The sequence below is a fragment of the Actinoplanes sp. HUAS TT8 genome (assembly GCF_051380535.1).
Lineage (GTDB): Bacteria > Actinomycetota > Actinomycetes > Mycobacteriales > Micromonosporaceae > Actinoplanes.
Map to the genome: position 1 here is coordinate 6,958,228 of NZ_CP195646.1, position 12,393 is coordinate 6,970,620.

Sequence of the window (12,393 nt, forward strand, 5' to 3'; positions counted from 1 at the left end):
CCCGGCCGCCGACAGGATGTGCCGGGCGGCCGGCACCGATGGCGCCGGGCCCGACGCGGGGTCCCACGGGTGAGTCAGGAGTCGCCGGGTACAGCGGCGGCCGGGTCGGGATCGGTGGGGGTGGACGAGGAGCGGTCGGAGTGGCCGAGGTCGCGACCGGGGGCCACACGATCGCGGACCATGCGCTTGAGCTGGGCGAGGTCGGGGAAGCCGTCGGGTTTGCGGTTCCACAGGATCTCGTCGTCGAGGCGGACCTCGAAGACGCCGCCGATTCCGGGGACCAGGGCCACCTCGCCGAGGTCGCGCGGGAACGTGGTGAGCAGTTCCTGCGCCAGCCACGCGGCTCGGAGGAGCCAGCGGCACTGTGTGCAGTATTCGATCTCGAGGCGGGGCGTCCGGGTCGTCACAACGATCGAGTATGCCGGGCCCCGCCGGCCGGATGGCCGGACATGCGGAGCAGGAGGTCAGGCGCGGGACGGGCGGAGCAGGCAGAGGAGGATCGCGAAGGTGGCGGGTGCGGCCACGAGCAGGGCGTTCACTGTGGACCAGTCGCCCTGGTCGTAGGCGACGGCCAGTGGGAAGGCGAAGCCGGCGATCAGGAGCGGGCCGAACCGCCAGGCCCGGGTGCGTGGCGTGCGGGCCGGGGAGGACAGCTGGAGGAACATCGCGGCCGAGGCCGTCCAGATGCTCAGAACGATGACAACCACGCCCACCATGGTAAAGATCAAAACGGGCATATGTGCACAGAGGGTAAGTCTGACGTGACAACCGGTTGCCTCACGTCGCCACAGCCCTTACTTTCACGGAACAGCGTTTCCACTGACGGAACGAGGTGCCGTGGATGGTCAGTACGATCTTCGCCCTGATCGCTGTCGCCGAGATCGCGCTGCTGGTGCAGCTGGGTCGCGGACGGACGGGCTGGGCCACAAGGCTGCTGGCCCTCGTCGTTCTCGGGCTCGTCTGGGACAACCTGGTCATCGCGGCCGGGCGACTGATCGGAACCGGACCGCTGCTGGAGGGGCTCTCGGTCCCCCGGTTCGTCACGCACGCGCTGTTCGTGCCGCTGCTGATCCCGGTCGGGGTCGGGCTGGGCCGCCGGTTCGGGGTGCGGTGGCTGGGCGGGCGAGCGGCGCCGGCCGGGTTCGGGGTGCTGACCGCGCTGATGATCGGGCTCGGGGTGTGGCAGGACGTGGTGGTGCTGGATCTGGAACCGGAGGTCTACGGCGACACGGTCCGGTACACCAACGCGGCGTCGAGCGGGCCGCCGATCCCGGCCGTCGTGGCGATCTGGGTGCTCATCGCCGTCGGGGTCGCGGTGCTGGCCCGGGCGCGATGGCCGTGGCTGCTGGCCGGGGCGGTGGGGATGCTGGTGGCGGCCGGGGCCGGCTTCGCGGTGCCGTGGCTGGGGAATCTCGGGGAGTTCGGGCTGGCTCTGGGTCTCTGGTGGACGGCGGTGAACGAGCCGATCAGGGAATCCTCTGGCAAAGTTGTCGGATGACACCCAAGATTCGCTCGTATCTCTCGCACTGGACGATGTACGTGCCGGTGCTGGCCATCGCCGCGCTCGTGCTGACCTGGGGGCGCGACCTGCCGCCGCCCGTGGTCGCGCTGGCCGCGGCCCTGCTCGCCGGGGCCGTGCTGGCCGCCGTGCATCACGCCGAGGTGGTCGCGCACCGGGTCGGGGAACCGTTCGGGTCGCTGGTGCTGGCCGTCGCGGTCACCGTCATCGAGGTCGCGCTGATCGTCACGCTGATGATCAGCGGCGGGGAGAAGTCGCAGTCGCTGGCCCGGGACACCGTCTTCGCCGCCGTGATGATCACCTGTAACGGGATTCTGGGGTTGTCGCTGCTGGTCGGGGCGATCCGGCGGCGGGTCGCCGTGTTCAATCCGGAGGGCACCGGGGCGGCCTTCGCGACTGTCGCGATGATCGCGACGCTCAGTCTGGTGCTGCCGAGTTTCACCACCAGCCGGCCGGGGCCGCAGTTCTCGCCGGCTCAGCTCGGGTTCGCGGCGGCCGCGTCGCTCGGGCTCTACCTGCTCTTCGTGGCCGTGCAGACGCGGCGGCACCGGGACTACTTCCTGCCGATCACGACCGAGGGCCGGGTGGTGGACTCCGAGGAGCACCTGGATCCGCCGAGCGGGCGGGCCACTCTGATCAGTCTCGGTCTGCTGCTGCTCGCGCTGGTCGGGGTGGTCGGCCTGGCCAAGGGCGTGTCGCCGGCGATCGAGTCGGGCGTGGCCGACGCGGGGCTGCCGCAGTCCGTGGTCGGCGTGGTGATCGCGCTGCTGGTGCTGCTGCCGGAGACGATCGCGGCGGTGCGGGCGGCGAGCCGGGACCGCATGCAGACCAGCCTGAACCTGGCGCTCGGGTCGGCCATGGCGAGCATCGGGCTGACGATTCCGGCCATCGCGGTGGCGATGATCTGGATGAAGGGGCCGCTGCTGCTCGGGCTCGGCGGGACCCAGATGATCCTGCTGGCGCTGACCGTCGTGGTGGGGACGTTGACGGTGGTGCCCGGTCGCGCCAACGTGCTGCAGGGCGGCGTCCACCTGAGCCTGCTGGCCGCGTTCCTGTTCCTGGCCGCGAGTCCCTGACCCCGGGCCCTGACCCCGGGCCTGGCTCCGGGCCCGGTCGCCGTCGGGAGAAGCAGTGTCGGCCGTGGACAGGTTTGTTGCTCTGACCGCAACCACCCGCGGAGAGATGAGCCCCAAAACCTGTCCACGGGGTGTTGTGGTTTGACCGCAACCACCCGACCACGTCGCCCTTCCGGGCCTCGCGTTCTGGGCGCGCCAGAGCCCTGCGAGGGTCGGAAGGGTCCCCGCGGGAGCGACGGTCTGTACCCCGGCGGACCTAGGACATAAAAGATTTTGACCGTAAAAAGGGCCTCGTCCGCGAATGGACGAGGCCCTTGTCGAAACAGCGTCAGTTCATGCCGGGCGGGTCGGTGGCGCGGATGCCACGCCAGGCGGCGGTCTCGTAGGGGGCGAGGACCAGCACGCACACCGGTTCGCCGTCGCTGACCGCGCCGTGGACCACGAAGTCCGGGCCGTCGAACTCGTCCTCGTGGCCCTTGACCAGGTCGCCCAGGCTGGCCTTGATCGCTTCCCGGACGAAGGCCTCACTGGTGCCCTCGTGCTCGACGAACAGGCCGCCCAGCCCGTCGCGGCGCTGCACCCAGCCGATGCCGGCCCACGCCTCCTCGCCCTTCTGCGAAGCGTGCTGCTCGGCGTAGACGCAGTACAGCTTGTCGCCCCACGCCCCGACCGGGACCGGCGCCTTGCCGCTCGGGTCGACCGAGGTGGCCGGCGGGATGACGCTGGACAGGCGGACGAGGTTGTAGAAACCGCACTCCATGGTCACCAGGGCGTCGTGGAAAGCGGCCAGCGAGGTGGTGCCCCGCCCGACGGCGCGGACGACGGGGATCTGGTCGTAGACGACGGAGTCAGCCATGGGTCTCCTCAAGGGCGGATCGGGAAGTGGGCGCCTTGCGACACCACACTTCGGCGATCCGGACCTCGGGTTTAGGGGATGTTCGGGGTGGAGACGCGGGTCACGTGCTCCAGCCAGCGCTGGACGACCGCGATCTCGGCCTCGTCGAACCCGGCCGTGAGCTGCACGTTCAGGTCGTCGACGAGGCCGCGCGCGTGCAGCACGGCCTGGTGGCCGCGCGGGGTGAGGGCGAGCCGCACGGCGCGGGCGTCGGCCGGGTCGGGTGAGCGGGTCACACAGCCGCCGCGTTCCAGGCGGGTGACCAGGCCGCTCATGCCGGACGGGGACGCGCCGAGGGCGGCGGTCACGTCGCCGATCAGGGCGTTCTCGTGGCCGGCGAGGTAGAACAGGACGCCGGCGCCGGACGCGCCGATCCCGGTGTCCCCGGAACGGGCGTCGATCCAGCGCCGCACGGCACGGTCGGCGTTGAAGAGCAGAAAGATCAGGCGAGGCAGGCGCACGCGGTCATCTTGACGCCTTCTCCGCGTGGGCGTGCAACCAGGCCAGCAGTTCCGGCCAGACGCGGTCGCGCATGGGCCGGCGCATCAGGCCGTGGTGGCCGATCATCGGGACGCCGCCGGCGGCCGGGGTGTAGGTCCGCCGTTCGACGTTCGCACTGGTCAGGTGCCCGGTGAGCGCGTCCATCTGTACCGGCGTGGACCACGGATCGTCCGAGGTGCCGACGGCCAGGACCGGGCCGGTCAGGGTGGCCGCACGCTCGGCCGCGCGCATCGACGGGTCGTCGAAGAAATAGTTGTCCATCCGGGCCCAGCCGCCCCACTCGGTCATCGCGGTGGCCGGCAGGTCCTCGCCGAGGCCGAGGCGACTGGCCGGCACGTAGCCGAGCAGGCGCCCGAGGGCCGGGCCGAGCACGTGCAGCATGACCCGGACGCGGATCCGTTCGAGCCGGCTCGGGATGGTGCGCACGGCGGCGATGTGCGAGGCGACGATCACCGAGGCGGCCAGGTCGGGGCCGGCGGCGCCGAGGGCGATCACGTGGCCGCCGAGGCTGTGGCCGACGGCGAGGCGGGGCAGGCCCGGGAAGCGTTCGGCCGCCCACGCGGCGACGGCCGGGGCGTCGACGCCGATCCAGTCGCGCATGCCCAGGTCACGGTGGTCGCGCGGGGAGCCCGAGAGGCCGGTGCCGCGGTAGTCGTAGGTGACCGTGGCAATCCCGTTCTCGGCGAGGTAACCGGCGAACGCGGCGTAGAAGCCCTGCGGTGTCGCGGTGGCCGGGTGCACGACCAGCACGGCCCGCGGCTTGTCCGGGGCGAAGACCGTGGCCGTGATCGCGCCGCCGGTCGCGACCGGGATCTTATTTCGCATGCGAAATAACGTAACATCCTCCAATGCCGATCTTGTATGCCGCTGTGGTGGCCGCCACAGTCATCGCCGGTCATCGACTGGTACCCAACACGGTCGGTCATCTGGGCAGCCTGATCGAGGCCTTCCTGCCCTGGTCGGTGGTGATCGTGCCGGTTCTGCTGGCGCTGCGACGATCTTGGCTGGTGCTGCTGCCACTGCTCGCCTGGCTGATCACTTTCGGAAGCTACGTGCTCCCCCACCACGCCGGAACGCCGGATCTGATCGTGGTGCAGCACAACGTCAGCGACGAGAACCCGGACCCGGGCGGGACCGCTCGGGCGCTGCTCGCGGAGCATCCGGACCTGGTCGGGCTGGAGGAGGTGCTGCCGGAGAACGTGCCCGCCTACGCGAGCGTGCTCGATGCGGAACTGCCGTTCCACACCGTTCAGGGGACGGTGGCGCTGTGGTCGCGCTATCCGCTGGTGGGCGCCGCGGCGATCGACATCCGGCCGCACGACCTGGGCGCGGACTGGAACCGGGGACTGCGGGCGGTCGCTCAAGCGCCGTCCGGGGAGATCGCGGTCTACGTGGCGCACCTGCCGTCGGTGCGGATCGGGGCCACCGGCTTCGGCTCGGGTCGCCGGGACGAGAGCGCCCGCAAGCTGGGCACGCTGGTCGGCGCCGACGCGACGTCACGGTTGCTGGTCATCGGGGATCTGAACACCACGGTGTACGACCGTGGGCTGCGGCCGATCACCCGGACGCTCACGGCGTCACCGGCCGACTTCGCGCTCACCTGGCCGGCGTCCGCGCCCGTGGCCCGCATCGATCAGGTGCTGGCGCGGTCGATGACGGTGACCCGGCTGACCGCGCTGCCCCGGACCGGCAGCGATCACCGGCCGCTGGTCGCCGGGATCCGCTTCTGATCGGCGACCGCCATCCCGGCCGCGGCGATCGCCCCGGTCAGCCCGCCGATCGCGCACATCCACAGGCCCGGGCCGATGGTCGTGCCGGTGTCGGCGGCGACCAGGGCGGCGGTCATCGACGTCAGGTGCCGGCTGTCCCAGGCGCCGAGCGCGAACAGGATCAGGCCGGCGCCGACCGAGAAGACCGTCTCGCGGGCGGGCAGGCGGTCGCCGCGGACGGCCGGAACCGCGTACCCGGCCAGGACGACACCGAAGAACGCGGTGAACAGGTCGGACAGGAAGCTTCCGGAGACCTGGCTGCGGCCCTCGGCCGGGAAATCCACATACGCCCACGGGAGGAACGAGCCGATGACGGCGGCGAGCCCCGCGGCCAGCATCAACCACGCGAGAACTCGCCGAACCGTCATGACTCGTGAACCTACGCCCAGCCCGCCACCACGTTCCACGAGGAGTCGGCCGAGAGCTGCTGCGGGCGGTTGCGGTCGGCGCCGACACCGGCCGAGATCCAGGCCTGCGAGTCGAAGTGCCGCAGGTAGGAGCCCGGGAAGTTGATCGACTCGAAGGTCACTCCGGTGCCGCCCAGACCGGGGCGGGCACAGAAGGTGGCGTCCGAGGCGAACAGGGCCGAGCCGTCGTTGGCGGCCAGGCGGATCCGGCTGTCGGCGTGCCGGAGGAACCGGCCCGGATAGTTCACCGACTCCAGCGAGTAGCAGGACGAGTCGGCCAGGCCGTGACGCAGGGTGAACGTCGCGTCCTGCTTGAGGAGCACGGCGCTGCCCGCATCGACGTGCTCGGTCCAGCCCAAGCTGTCCGCGTGTCGCAGGTAGCGGTCGGTGAAGCCCCAGGTGGTGACCTGCAGCGAACGCCGTACGTCGAAGGGAAGGATCGTCGAACTGCGCCACTGGGCCGGGTCGGAAACACTCCAGGTGGCGTCGGCGGCGAACCCGGCGGAACCGTCGTTCGCGCCGAGCACGACGTTCTCCGACCGGTGCCGCAGGAACGAACCGGGGACGCCGTACGCCTCGAACGACGTGCCGCCGGCGGCGAGACCGGCCCGCGTGCACCACGTGGCGTCGGCCCGGAACGTGCCGCCGGTGTCCGGGTCGATCCGGACCTGGCCGTTCGCGTGCCGCAGGAACCGGCCGGGGAAGTTGACCGATTCGAACGAATAACACCGAGGATCGGAAAAACCCGCGACGGTACGGAACGAAGCGTCCTGCCGAGCCGTGTCCCCACTGATCACATCGGTCCGGGCCGGCGAGTCGGCGTGCCGCAGGAACCGGTCGGTGTACCCGGCCGTGGTGACCCGGAACGAGCGCACGTGCCCGAGTGTGAGCGGCACGGCCGCGTTCAGGTTCTTGGACGCGGTGATCAGGCCGGTCAGCGCGGTCCGGACCTGGTTGGTGTCCACCTTCTGCACCCGGCGGTCGTAGGTGTAGAGGCCGTTGTACTCGCCCTCCACGTCGGTGATCTCGGTGTAGACGAACCCGGACAGACCCTTCGAGGTCATCAGCCGCTCGGAGTCCCGGATCATGCCGGTGAACCGGTCGTTGAGCTGTGCGTTCGACGCCATCTGCTCGTAGGCGAAGTACTGCCCGTTCGGGCTGTACTCGTGGCCGGGCGTGCGCAGCCCGAGCCCGCCGAACTCACCGAGGATCGCCACCCGGGTCGAGCTGGGCACGGGCGAGTCGGGGCCGGTGTAGACGTGCCAGTCGATGATGTCGCCGGTGCCCGGATCGCCCTTGGACGCGCAGCAGTTGAAGCCCGAGTGCGGGTTCATCAGCCGGGTCGGGTCGTAGTTCTTCAGATCCCGGGTGATGCGCTGGGTGTCGGCCAGGTTCCACTCGCCCCAGCCCTCGTTGAACGGCACGTACGTGATCACGGCCGGGCTGAACCGGTGCTCGTCGATGATCTCGCGGGCCTCGGACTCGTACTCGGCGATCTGCGCGGCCGACTTGGTGGCGTCCCCGCCGGACGGGATGTCCTGCCAGACCAGCAGGCCGAGGCGGTCGGCCCAGTAGTACCAGCGGGCGGGCTCCACCTTGATGTGCTTGCGGACCATGTTGAAGCCCAGGTCCTTGTGCTTCTGGATGTCCGAGGCGAGGGCCGCGTCGGTGGGCGCGGTGTACAGGCCGTCGGGCCAGAAGCCCTGGTCGAGGGTGCCCGCCTGGAAGACGAACTCGCCGTTCAGGGTGGGGCGCAGGACGCCGTTGACCAGTTTGGTGCCGACCTCGCGCATACCGAAGTAGTTGGTGACCTGGTCGACGGTGGCGCCATTCGCGTCGCGCAGCGAAACGCGCAGGTTGTACAGGTACGGATCGTCGGGCGACCAGAGCCGGGCGTTCGGGACCGGGACGGTGAACTCGGTGGCGCCGCTGGTGGTGGTGCCGACGACGGTGCTACCGGCCAGGGCCTCCGCCACGATCGACGTGGGGGCACCGCGGGTGAACACGCGCACCGTGACCGTCTTGGCTGAGATATGCGGATATATGTCGACCGAGTAGATCGAGGTCGGGGCGGTCGGCTCCAACCAGACCGTCTGCCAGATCCCCGAGGTGGGCGTGTAGAAGATGCCGCTCGGGTTGTTCGTCTGCTTCCCGGCCGGCTGCTCCTCGCCCCGACCGTCGGTCGGGTCGTAGACCCGTACGATGATCTCGTTGTTCCCGCTGGTCAGAGCGTCGGTGATGTCGACCTCGAAGCGGTCGTAGCCACCCTTGTGGCTGGTCACCAGGCGGCCGTTGACCCAGACCGTGGCCTCGTAGTCGACCGCGCCGAAGTGCAGCTGCGTCCGGCGCCCGTTCCACGCGGCCGGGACGGTGAACGTGCGGCGGTAGAACATCAGGTCCCGGGCGTCGTTGCGCATGATCCCGGAGAGCGCGGACTCCACCGGGTACGGCACGAGGATGCGCTCGGGAAGCGTCTGCCCGATCGGCGGCGCCGCGTTGCGGTCGACCGTGTCCGGGTTCAGGAACTGCCACTCGCCGTTCAGCGACTGCCAGTCGGTCCGCACCATCTGCGGGCGCGGATATTCGGGGAGCGGATTGCTGGTCGAGACCTGATCGGTCCAGGGAGTGGTGAGCGGCGGAGTCTTGGGGGTGACGGCCGCGGCCGGGCTGCCGGTGGCGACGAGACCACCGGCAACCAGGGCGAGAGCGGCCACCGCTCGGAGGACGAGGCGGCGCATTCTGCTCCTTAGGGACTTCTTCTAGCCCGTACGAGATAGGTCTGAGCCACAACCACAGCGGCCAGGAACCCACCGCTGATCACCTGTTGCCAGTTGCTGTTGACGTTGCCGACCTGGTTGATCAGGTTCTGGATCACGCCGAGCAGCAACACACCGGCGACAGTTCCGGCGATGGATCCGGAACCGCCGGTGAGCAGGGTGCCGCCGATGACCACGGCGGCGATCGCGTCGAGTTCCATGCCGCTGCCGAGCACGGTGACGCCGGAGCCGAGCTTGGCCGCGTTGATCGCGCCGGCCAGCCCGGCCAGCAGGCCGGAGAGCAGGTAGACCCAGACCTTGATCCGGCGCACCGGCAGGCCCATCAGCGCGGCCGCGTCCTCGCTGCCGCCGATGGCGTGCACGGCGTGCCCGAACCGGGTCCGGTTCAGCGTCAGGATCCCGATCCCGACCAGGACGGCGGCCACCCACACGGGCAGGCCGATCCCGAGCAGCGTCCCGGTGCCCAGGTCGTGGAAGACGTCGCTCCGGACCAGGTAGGTCGTCGACCCCTCGCCGCTGATGCTGCGCATCAGCCCGCGGGCGCCGAGGAGCGCGGCCAGGGTCACGATGAAGGGCGCCATTCCGGTTCGAGAGATCAGGATCCCGTTCAGTACGCCGATGGCACCGCACAGAAGCAGCGGCGCCGCCAGCGCGGCGACGAAGCCCCACTGCGACGCCCAGGCGGCGACCACCCCGCCGAGCACGTAGAGCGAGCCGACCGAGAGGTCGATGCCGCCCGTGATGATCACGAAGGTCATGCCGAGCGCGATGAGCATCGGCGGCGCCGCGGCCACCAGGATCGTGCCGGCGTTGTCCAGGCTGCGGAAACCGGGGAACGTGGCCAGGCTGATCACCACCACGGTGACCAGCACCGCGAGCGCGCCCTGGCGCTGCACCAGGCCGCTGCCCCGGAAAGCGGGCACGGAGATCGACATGGTCACCTGGTCCTCCTCTCCCGGGCCACGTAGACCGCGACCAGGATGATCACGGCCTGCACCATCTCGGTGGTGGACGGCGGGAGATCGTGTTTGATCATGGTGGCGACCACAAGTTGCATGAGCAGGGCGCCGGCGACCGTGCCCAGCACCCGTACCCGGCCGCCGGTGAGCGGGGTGCCGCCGACGACCACCGCGGTGATCGCCGAGAGCTCGATGAGCAGGCCGACCGCGGACGCGTCGCTGGACTGGATGCGCGAGACCGAGAGCAGGCCGGCGATCGAGGCGAGCACCGCGCAGAAGACGTAGACGCCGATCAGGACCCGCTTGACCGGGAGACCGGCGAGCTCGGCGGCCGGCCGGTTGCCGCCGACCGCGAGGAGCCGGCGGCCGAACACCGTGCGCCGGACGACGAACGCGACGAGAAGGACCAGCAGCGCCGCGATCCACACCAGCACGGGCACGCCGAGCAGGTCCCCCGAGCCGAGATAGAGCAGGTCCTCGTTGCGGATGTCCTTGAGCCGGCCGCCCGAGACCACCACGGCCAGGCCGCGCCCGCCGACGAACAGGGCCAGGGTGGCGACGATCGGCTGCAGGCCGACCTTGGCCACCAGCAGGCCGTTGACCAGGCCGACGGCCACGCCGGCGAGCAGGGAGACCAGGATCGCGGCCAGGACTCCGTACCCCAAGTAAAGGGGTATGAAAGCGGCGGCGAGCGCCATGACCGAACCCACCGAGAGGTCGATGCCCTCGGTACCGATGACCAGGGCCATGCCGAGCGCGACGATCACCACCGGCGCCGCCTGGATCAGCTGGATCCGCAGGTTGCTCAGGGTCAGGAAGTACGGGGTGAAGGCGACGTTGAAGACGATCAGCAGCAGGATCGCGGCGTAGACGCCGTAGCGCGGCAGCCACGCCGGGTTGAACGTCAGCCGCGGGCGGGTCAGGGTCTCAGTGGTCATCCGCGGCCTCCGCGATCGTGGCCATCAGGGCCTGGGTGGTCACCCGGTCGCCGGTGAGGGTGCCGACCACCACGCCGTCGCGCAGCACCACCACCCGGTCCGCGCCCTCGACCAGTTCCTCGGCGTCCGAGGAGACCAGCACGACGCCGAGCCCCTCGGCCGCCAGCTCGTCGATGAGCGCCTGCACCTCGGCCTTGGCGCCGACGTCGATGCCGCGGGTCGGCTCGTCCAGCAGCAGCACCTTCGGGCCGGTGGCGAGCAGGCGGGCCAGCAGCACCTTCTGCTGGTTGCCGCCGGAGAGGTCGCCGACCACCTGGTCCGGGCTGGACGCCTTGATCCGCAACCGGCTCATGTAGGTGGCCACCACCTCGTCGATCCGGCGGTCGCTGACCAGGCCGAACCGGGTCATCCGGGGCAGGATGGCGAGCGCGATGTTGTCCCGGATCGACAGGCCGGGGACGATCCCCTCGGCCTTGCGGTCCTCCGGCTGGGTGGCGACCCCGGCCCGGACCGCCTTGACCGTGCTCGGCCGGCCCAGCGGGACGCCGCCGACCTCGATCTCGCCGGAGTCGATCGGGTAGGCGCCGCCGATCGCCTTGACCGTCTCGCTGCGGCCGGCACCGAGCAGGCCACCGAGGCCGACGACCTCACCCGGGCGCACGTCGAAGCTGATGTCGCGGAGCCGGGGGTGGCTGGTCAGGCCGGTGACCCGCAGGACCGGGTCGCCGGCCGGTTGCTTGGTCTCGGCCGCGTCGGTGAAGTTCGTGAAGTCCTCGCCGAACTCGCGGCCCAGCATCAGCGAGACGAGCCTGCGCCGGTCGAGGTCGGCCATCCGGCCGGTGTGCACGAGCCGGCCGTCGCGCAGGATCGTGACCGCGTCGCACACCTGGTAGAGCTCGTCCAGCCGGTGCGAGACGTAGACGATGCCGATGCCCGCGGTGTGCAGCTCGCGGATCACGCCGAACAGCGTCTCCACCTCGCGCGGCTCCAGCGACGAGGTCGGCTCGTCCATCACCACGACCCGGGCGTCGACCATGACGGCTCGGGCCAGCGCGACCATCTGCTGCGCGCCCAGCGCGAGCGTGCCCAGGCGGCGGCGCACGTCGGTGCGCACGCCGTAACCGGCCAGGATCTCGGTGGCCTCGGCCACCATCCGGGCCTCGTCGAGCAGGCCGAACCGGTTGCGCGGCTCCCGGCCCAGGAACAGGTTGTGGGCCACGCTCATCAGCGGGACGAGGTTGACCTCCTGGTAGATGGTCGAGATGCCGGCGCGCTGGGCCTCCAACGGGGTGGCGAAGCGGGCCGGCTCACCGCGGTAGCGCAGTTCGCCGCCGTCCGGCTGGTAGACGCCGGTGAGCACTTTGATCAACGTCGACTTGCCGGCGCCGTTCTCCCCCACCAGCGCGTGGACCTCGCCCGGGTTCAGGGTGAAGTCCACCCCGTCCAGGGCGCGTACGCCGGGGAAGATCTTGGAAACGCCGGAGACTTCCAGCAGCGCCATGCGCCGCCCTCCTCGTGGCCGTGCCGGGCCGGCGCCCGGTTTTTGACCGAG

The 12,393-nt window shown here is 70.7% G+C and carries 13 protein-coding genes; 3 read left to right on the forward strand and 10 right to left on the reverse strand.

The genetic code is table 11. From position 1 onward, the window contains the following. Positions 1-74 precede the first annotated feature (74 nt). The gene (locus ACSHV8_RS30730; protein ID WP_436521331.1) at positions 75-407 is read right to left on the reverse strand and encodes a SelT/SelW/SelH family protein; all 333 of its coding nucleotides are present in this window, start codon (positions 405-407) and stop codon (positions 75-77) included. Positions 408-464: 57 nt separating this feature from the next. Further along, the gene (locus ACSHV8_RS30735; RefSeq protein WP_436521333.1) at positions 465-707 is read right to left on the reverse strand and encodes a hypothetical protein; all 243 of its coding nucleotides are present in this window, start codon (positions 705-707) and stop codon (positions 465-467) included. A gap of 134 nt (positions 708-841) precedes the next feature. Here ACSHV8_RS30735 and ACSHV8_RS30740 point away from each other — a divergent pair, with 134 nt between their 5' ends. Together ACSHV8_RS30740 and ACSHV8_RS30745 are read left to right on the forward strand one after the other, a co-directional pair. Then, a complete protein-coding gene (locus ACSHV8_RS30740) occupies positions 842-1,498 on the forward strand; it encodes a hypothetical protein (protein ID WP_436521335.1) in 657 nt (218 codons plus the stop codon). Further along, the gene (locus ACSHV8_RS30745; RefSeq protein ID WP_436521337.1) at positions 1,495-2,595 is read left to right on the forward strand and encodes a calcium:proton antiporter; all 1,101 of its coding nucleotides are present in this window, start codon (positions 1,495-1,497) and stop codon (positions 2,593-2,595) included. Before ACSHV8_RS30740 ends, ACSHV8_RS30745 begins: the two co-directional genes overlap by 4 nt. 328 nt (positions 2,596-2,923) lie before the next feature. Here ACSHV8_RS30745 and ACSHV8_RS30750 read toward each other — a convergent pair whose 3' ends face one another. From ACSHV8_RS30750 to ACSHV8_RS30760, 3 genes are all read right to left on the reverse strand, one after another. Next, positions 2,924-3,451: a pyruvoyl-dependent arginine decarboxylase gene (locus ACSHV8_RS30750; protein WP_436521339.1), complete on the reverse strand. Its 528-nt coding sequence runs from the start codon at positions 3,449-3,451 to the stop codon at positions 2,924-2,926. Between the two features lie 71 nt (positions 3,452-3,522). Further along, positions 3,523-3,951 (reverse strand): MarR family winged helix-turn-helix transcriptional regulator, encoded by a 429-nt coding sequence (locus tag ACSHV8_RS30755; RefSeq protein WP_436521342.1) that lies wholly within the window; start codon positions 3,949-3,951, stop codon positions 3,523-3,525. Positions 3,952-3,955: 4 nt separating this feature from the next. After that, positions 3,956-4,816 (reverse strand): alpha/beta hydrolase family protein, encoded by an 861-nt coding sequence (locus ACSHV8_RS30760; protein ID WP_436521344.1) that lies wholly within the window; start codon positions 4,814-4,816, stop codon positions 3,956-3,958. A 23-nt stretch (positions 4,817-4,839) separates the two neighbouring features. Here ACSHV8_RS30760 and ACSHV8_RS30765 point away from each other — a divergent pair, with 23 nt between their 5' ends. After that, on the forward strand, positions 4,840-5,721 hold the full coding sequence (locus ACSHV8_RS30765) for an endonuclease/exonuclease/phosphatase family protein (RefSeq protein ID WP_436521346.1): 882 nt from the start codon (positions 4,840-4,842) through the stop codon (positions 5,719-5,721). Here the strand turns inward: ACSHV8_RS30765 and ACSHV8_RS30770 are convergent. Genes ACSHV8_RS30770 through ACSHV8_RS30790 form a run of 5 tightly spaced genes read right to left on the reverse strand, consistent with a single transcriptional unit; the run spans position 5,688 to position 12,342 of the window. Continuing rightward, a complete protein-coding gene (locus ACSHV8_RS30770) occupies positions 5,688-6,128 on the reverse strand; it encodes a hypothetical protein (protein ID WP_436521348.1) in 441 nt (146 codons plus the stop codon). The genes ACSHV8_RS30765 and ACSHV8_RS30770 overlap by 34 nt on opposite strands. A gap of 11 nt (positions 6,129-6,139) precedes the next feature. Further along, a complete protein-coding gene (locus ACSHV8_RS30775) occupies positions 6,140-8,905 on the reverse strand; it encodes an AbfB domain-containing protein (protein ID WP_436521350.1) in 2,766 nt (921 codons plus the stop codon). 8 nt (positions 8,906-8,913) lie between these two features. Beyond that, positions 8,914-9,879: an ABC transporter permease gene (locus ACSHV8_RS30780; RefSeq protein ID WP_436536958.1), complete on the reverse strand. Its 966-nt coding sequence runs from the start codon at positions 9,877-9,879 to the stop codon at positions 8,914-8,916. Positions 9,880-9,881: 2 nt separating this feature from the next. Next, positions 9,882-10,841, reverse strand: coding sequence for an ABC transporter permease (locus tag ACSHV8_RS30785; protein ID WP_436521352.1), 960 nt, complete (start codon positions 10,839-10,841; stop codon positions 9,882-9,884). Continuing rightward, positions 10,831-12,342 (reverse strand): sugar ABC transporter ATP-binding protein, encoded by a 1,512-nt coding sequence (locus ACSHV8_RS30790; protein WP_436521354.1) that lies wholly within the window; start codon positions 12,340-12,342, stop codon positions 10,831-10,833. The genes ACSHV8_RS30785 and ACSHV8_RS30790 overlap by 11 nt, the downstream gene beginning before the upstream one ends. Between the last annotated feature and the right edge of the window lie 51 nt (positions 12,343-12,393).

Excerpts from the sequence above, each read along its gene's own strand:
- ACSHV8_RS30770 (WP_436521348.1), bottom strand. The coding sequence starts at position 6,128 with ATGACGGTTCGGCGAGTTCTCGCGTGGTTGATGCTGGCCGCGGGGCTC.
- ACSHV8_RS30740 (WP_436521335.1), top strand. The coding sequence starts at position 842 with ATGGTCAGTACGATCTTCGCCCTGATCGCTGTCGCCGAGATCGCGCTG.
- ACSHV8_RS30745 (WP_436521337.1), top strand. The coding sequence starts at position 1,495 with ATGACACCCAAGATTCGCTCGTATCTCTCGCACTGGACGATGTACGTG.
- ACSHV8_RS30785 (WP_436521352.1), bottom strand. The coding sequence starts at position 10,841 with ATGACCACTGAGACCCTGACCCGCCCGCGGCTGACGTTCAACCCGGCG.
- ACSHV8_RS30790 (WP_436521354.1), bottom strand. The coding sequence starts at position 12,342 with ATGGCGCTGCTGGAAGTCTCCGGCGTTTCCAAGATCTTCCCCGGCGTA.
- ACSHV8_RS30760 (WP_436521344.1), bottom strand. The coding sequence starts at position 4,816 with ATGCGAAATAAGATCCCGGTCGCGACCGGCGGCGCGATCACGGCCACG.
- ACSHV8_RS30750 (WP_436521339.1), bottom strand. The coding sequence starts at position 3,451 with ATGGCTGACTCCGTCGTCTACGACCAGATCCCCGTCGTCCGCGCCGTC.
- ACSHV8_RS30765 (WP_436521346.1), top strand. The coding sequence starts at position 4,840 with ATGCCGATCTTGTATGCCGCTGTGGTGGCCGCCACAGTCATCGCCGGT.
- ACSHV8_RS30780 (WP_436536958.1), bottom strand. The coding sequence starts at position 9,879 with ATGTCGATCTCCGTGCCCGCTTTCCGGGGCAGCGGCCTGGTGCAGCGC.
- ACSHV8_RS30775 (WP_436521350.1), bottom strand. The coding sequence starts at position 8,905 with ATGCGCCGCCTCGTCCTCCGAGCGGTGGCCGCTCTCGCCCTGGTTGCC.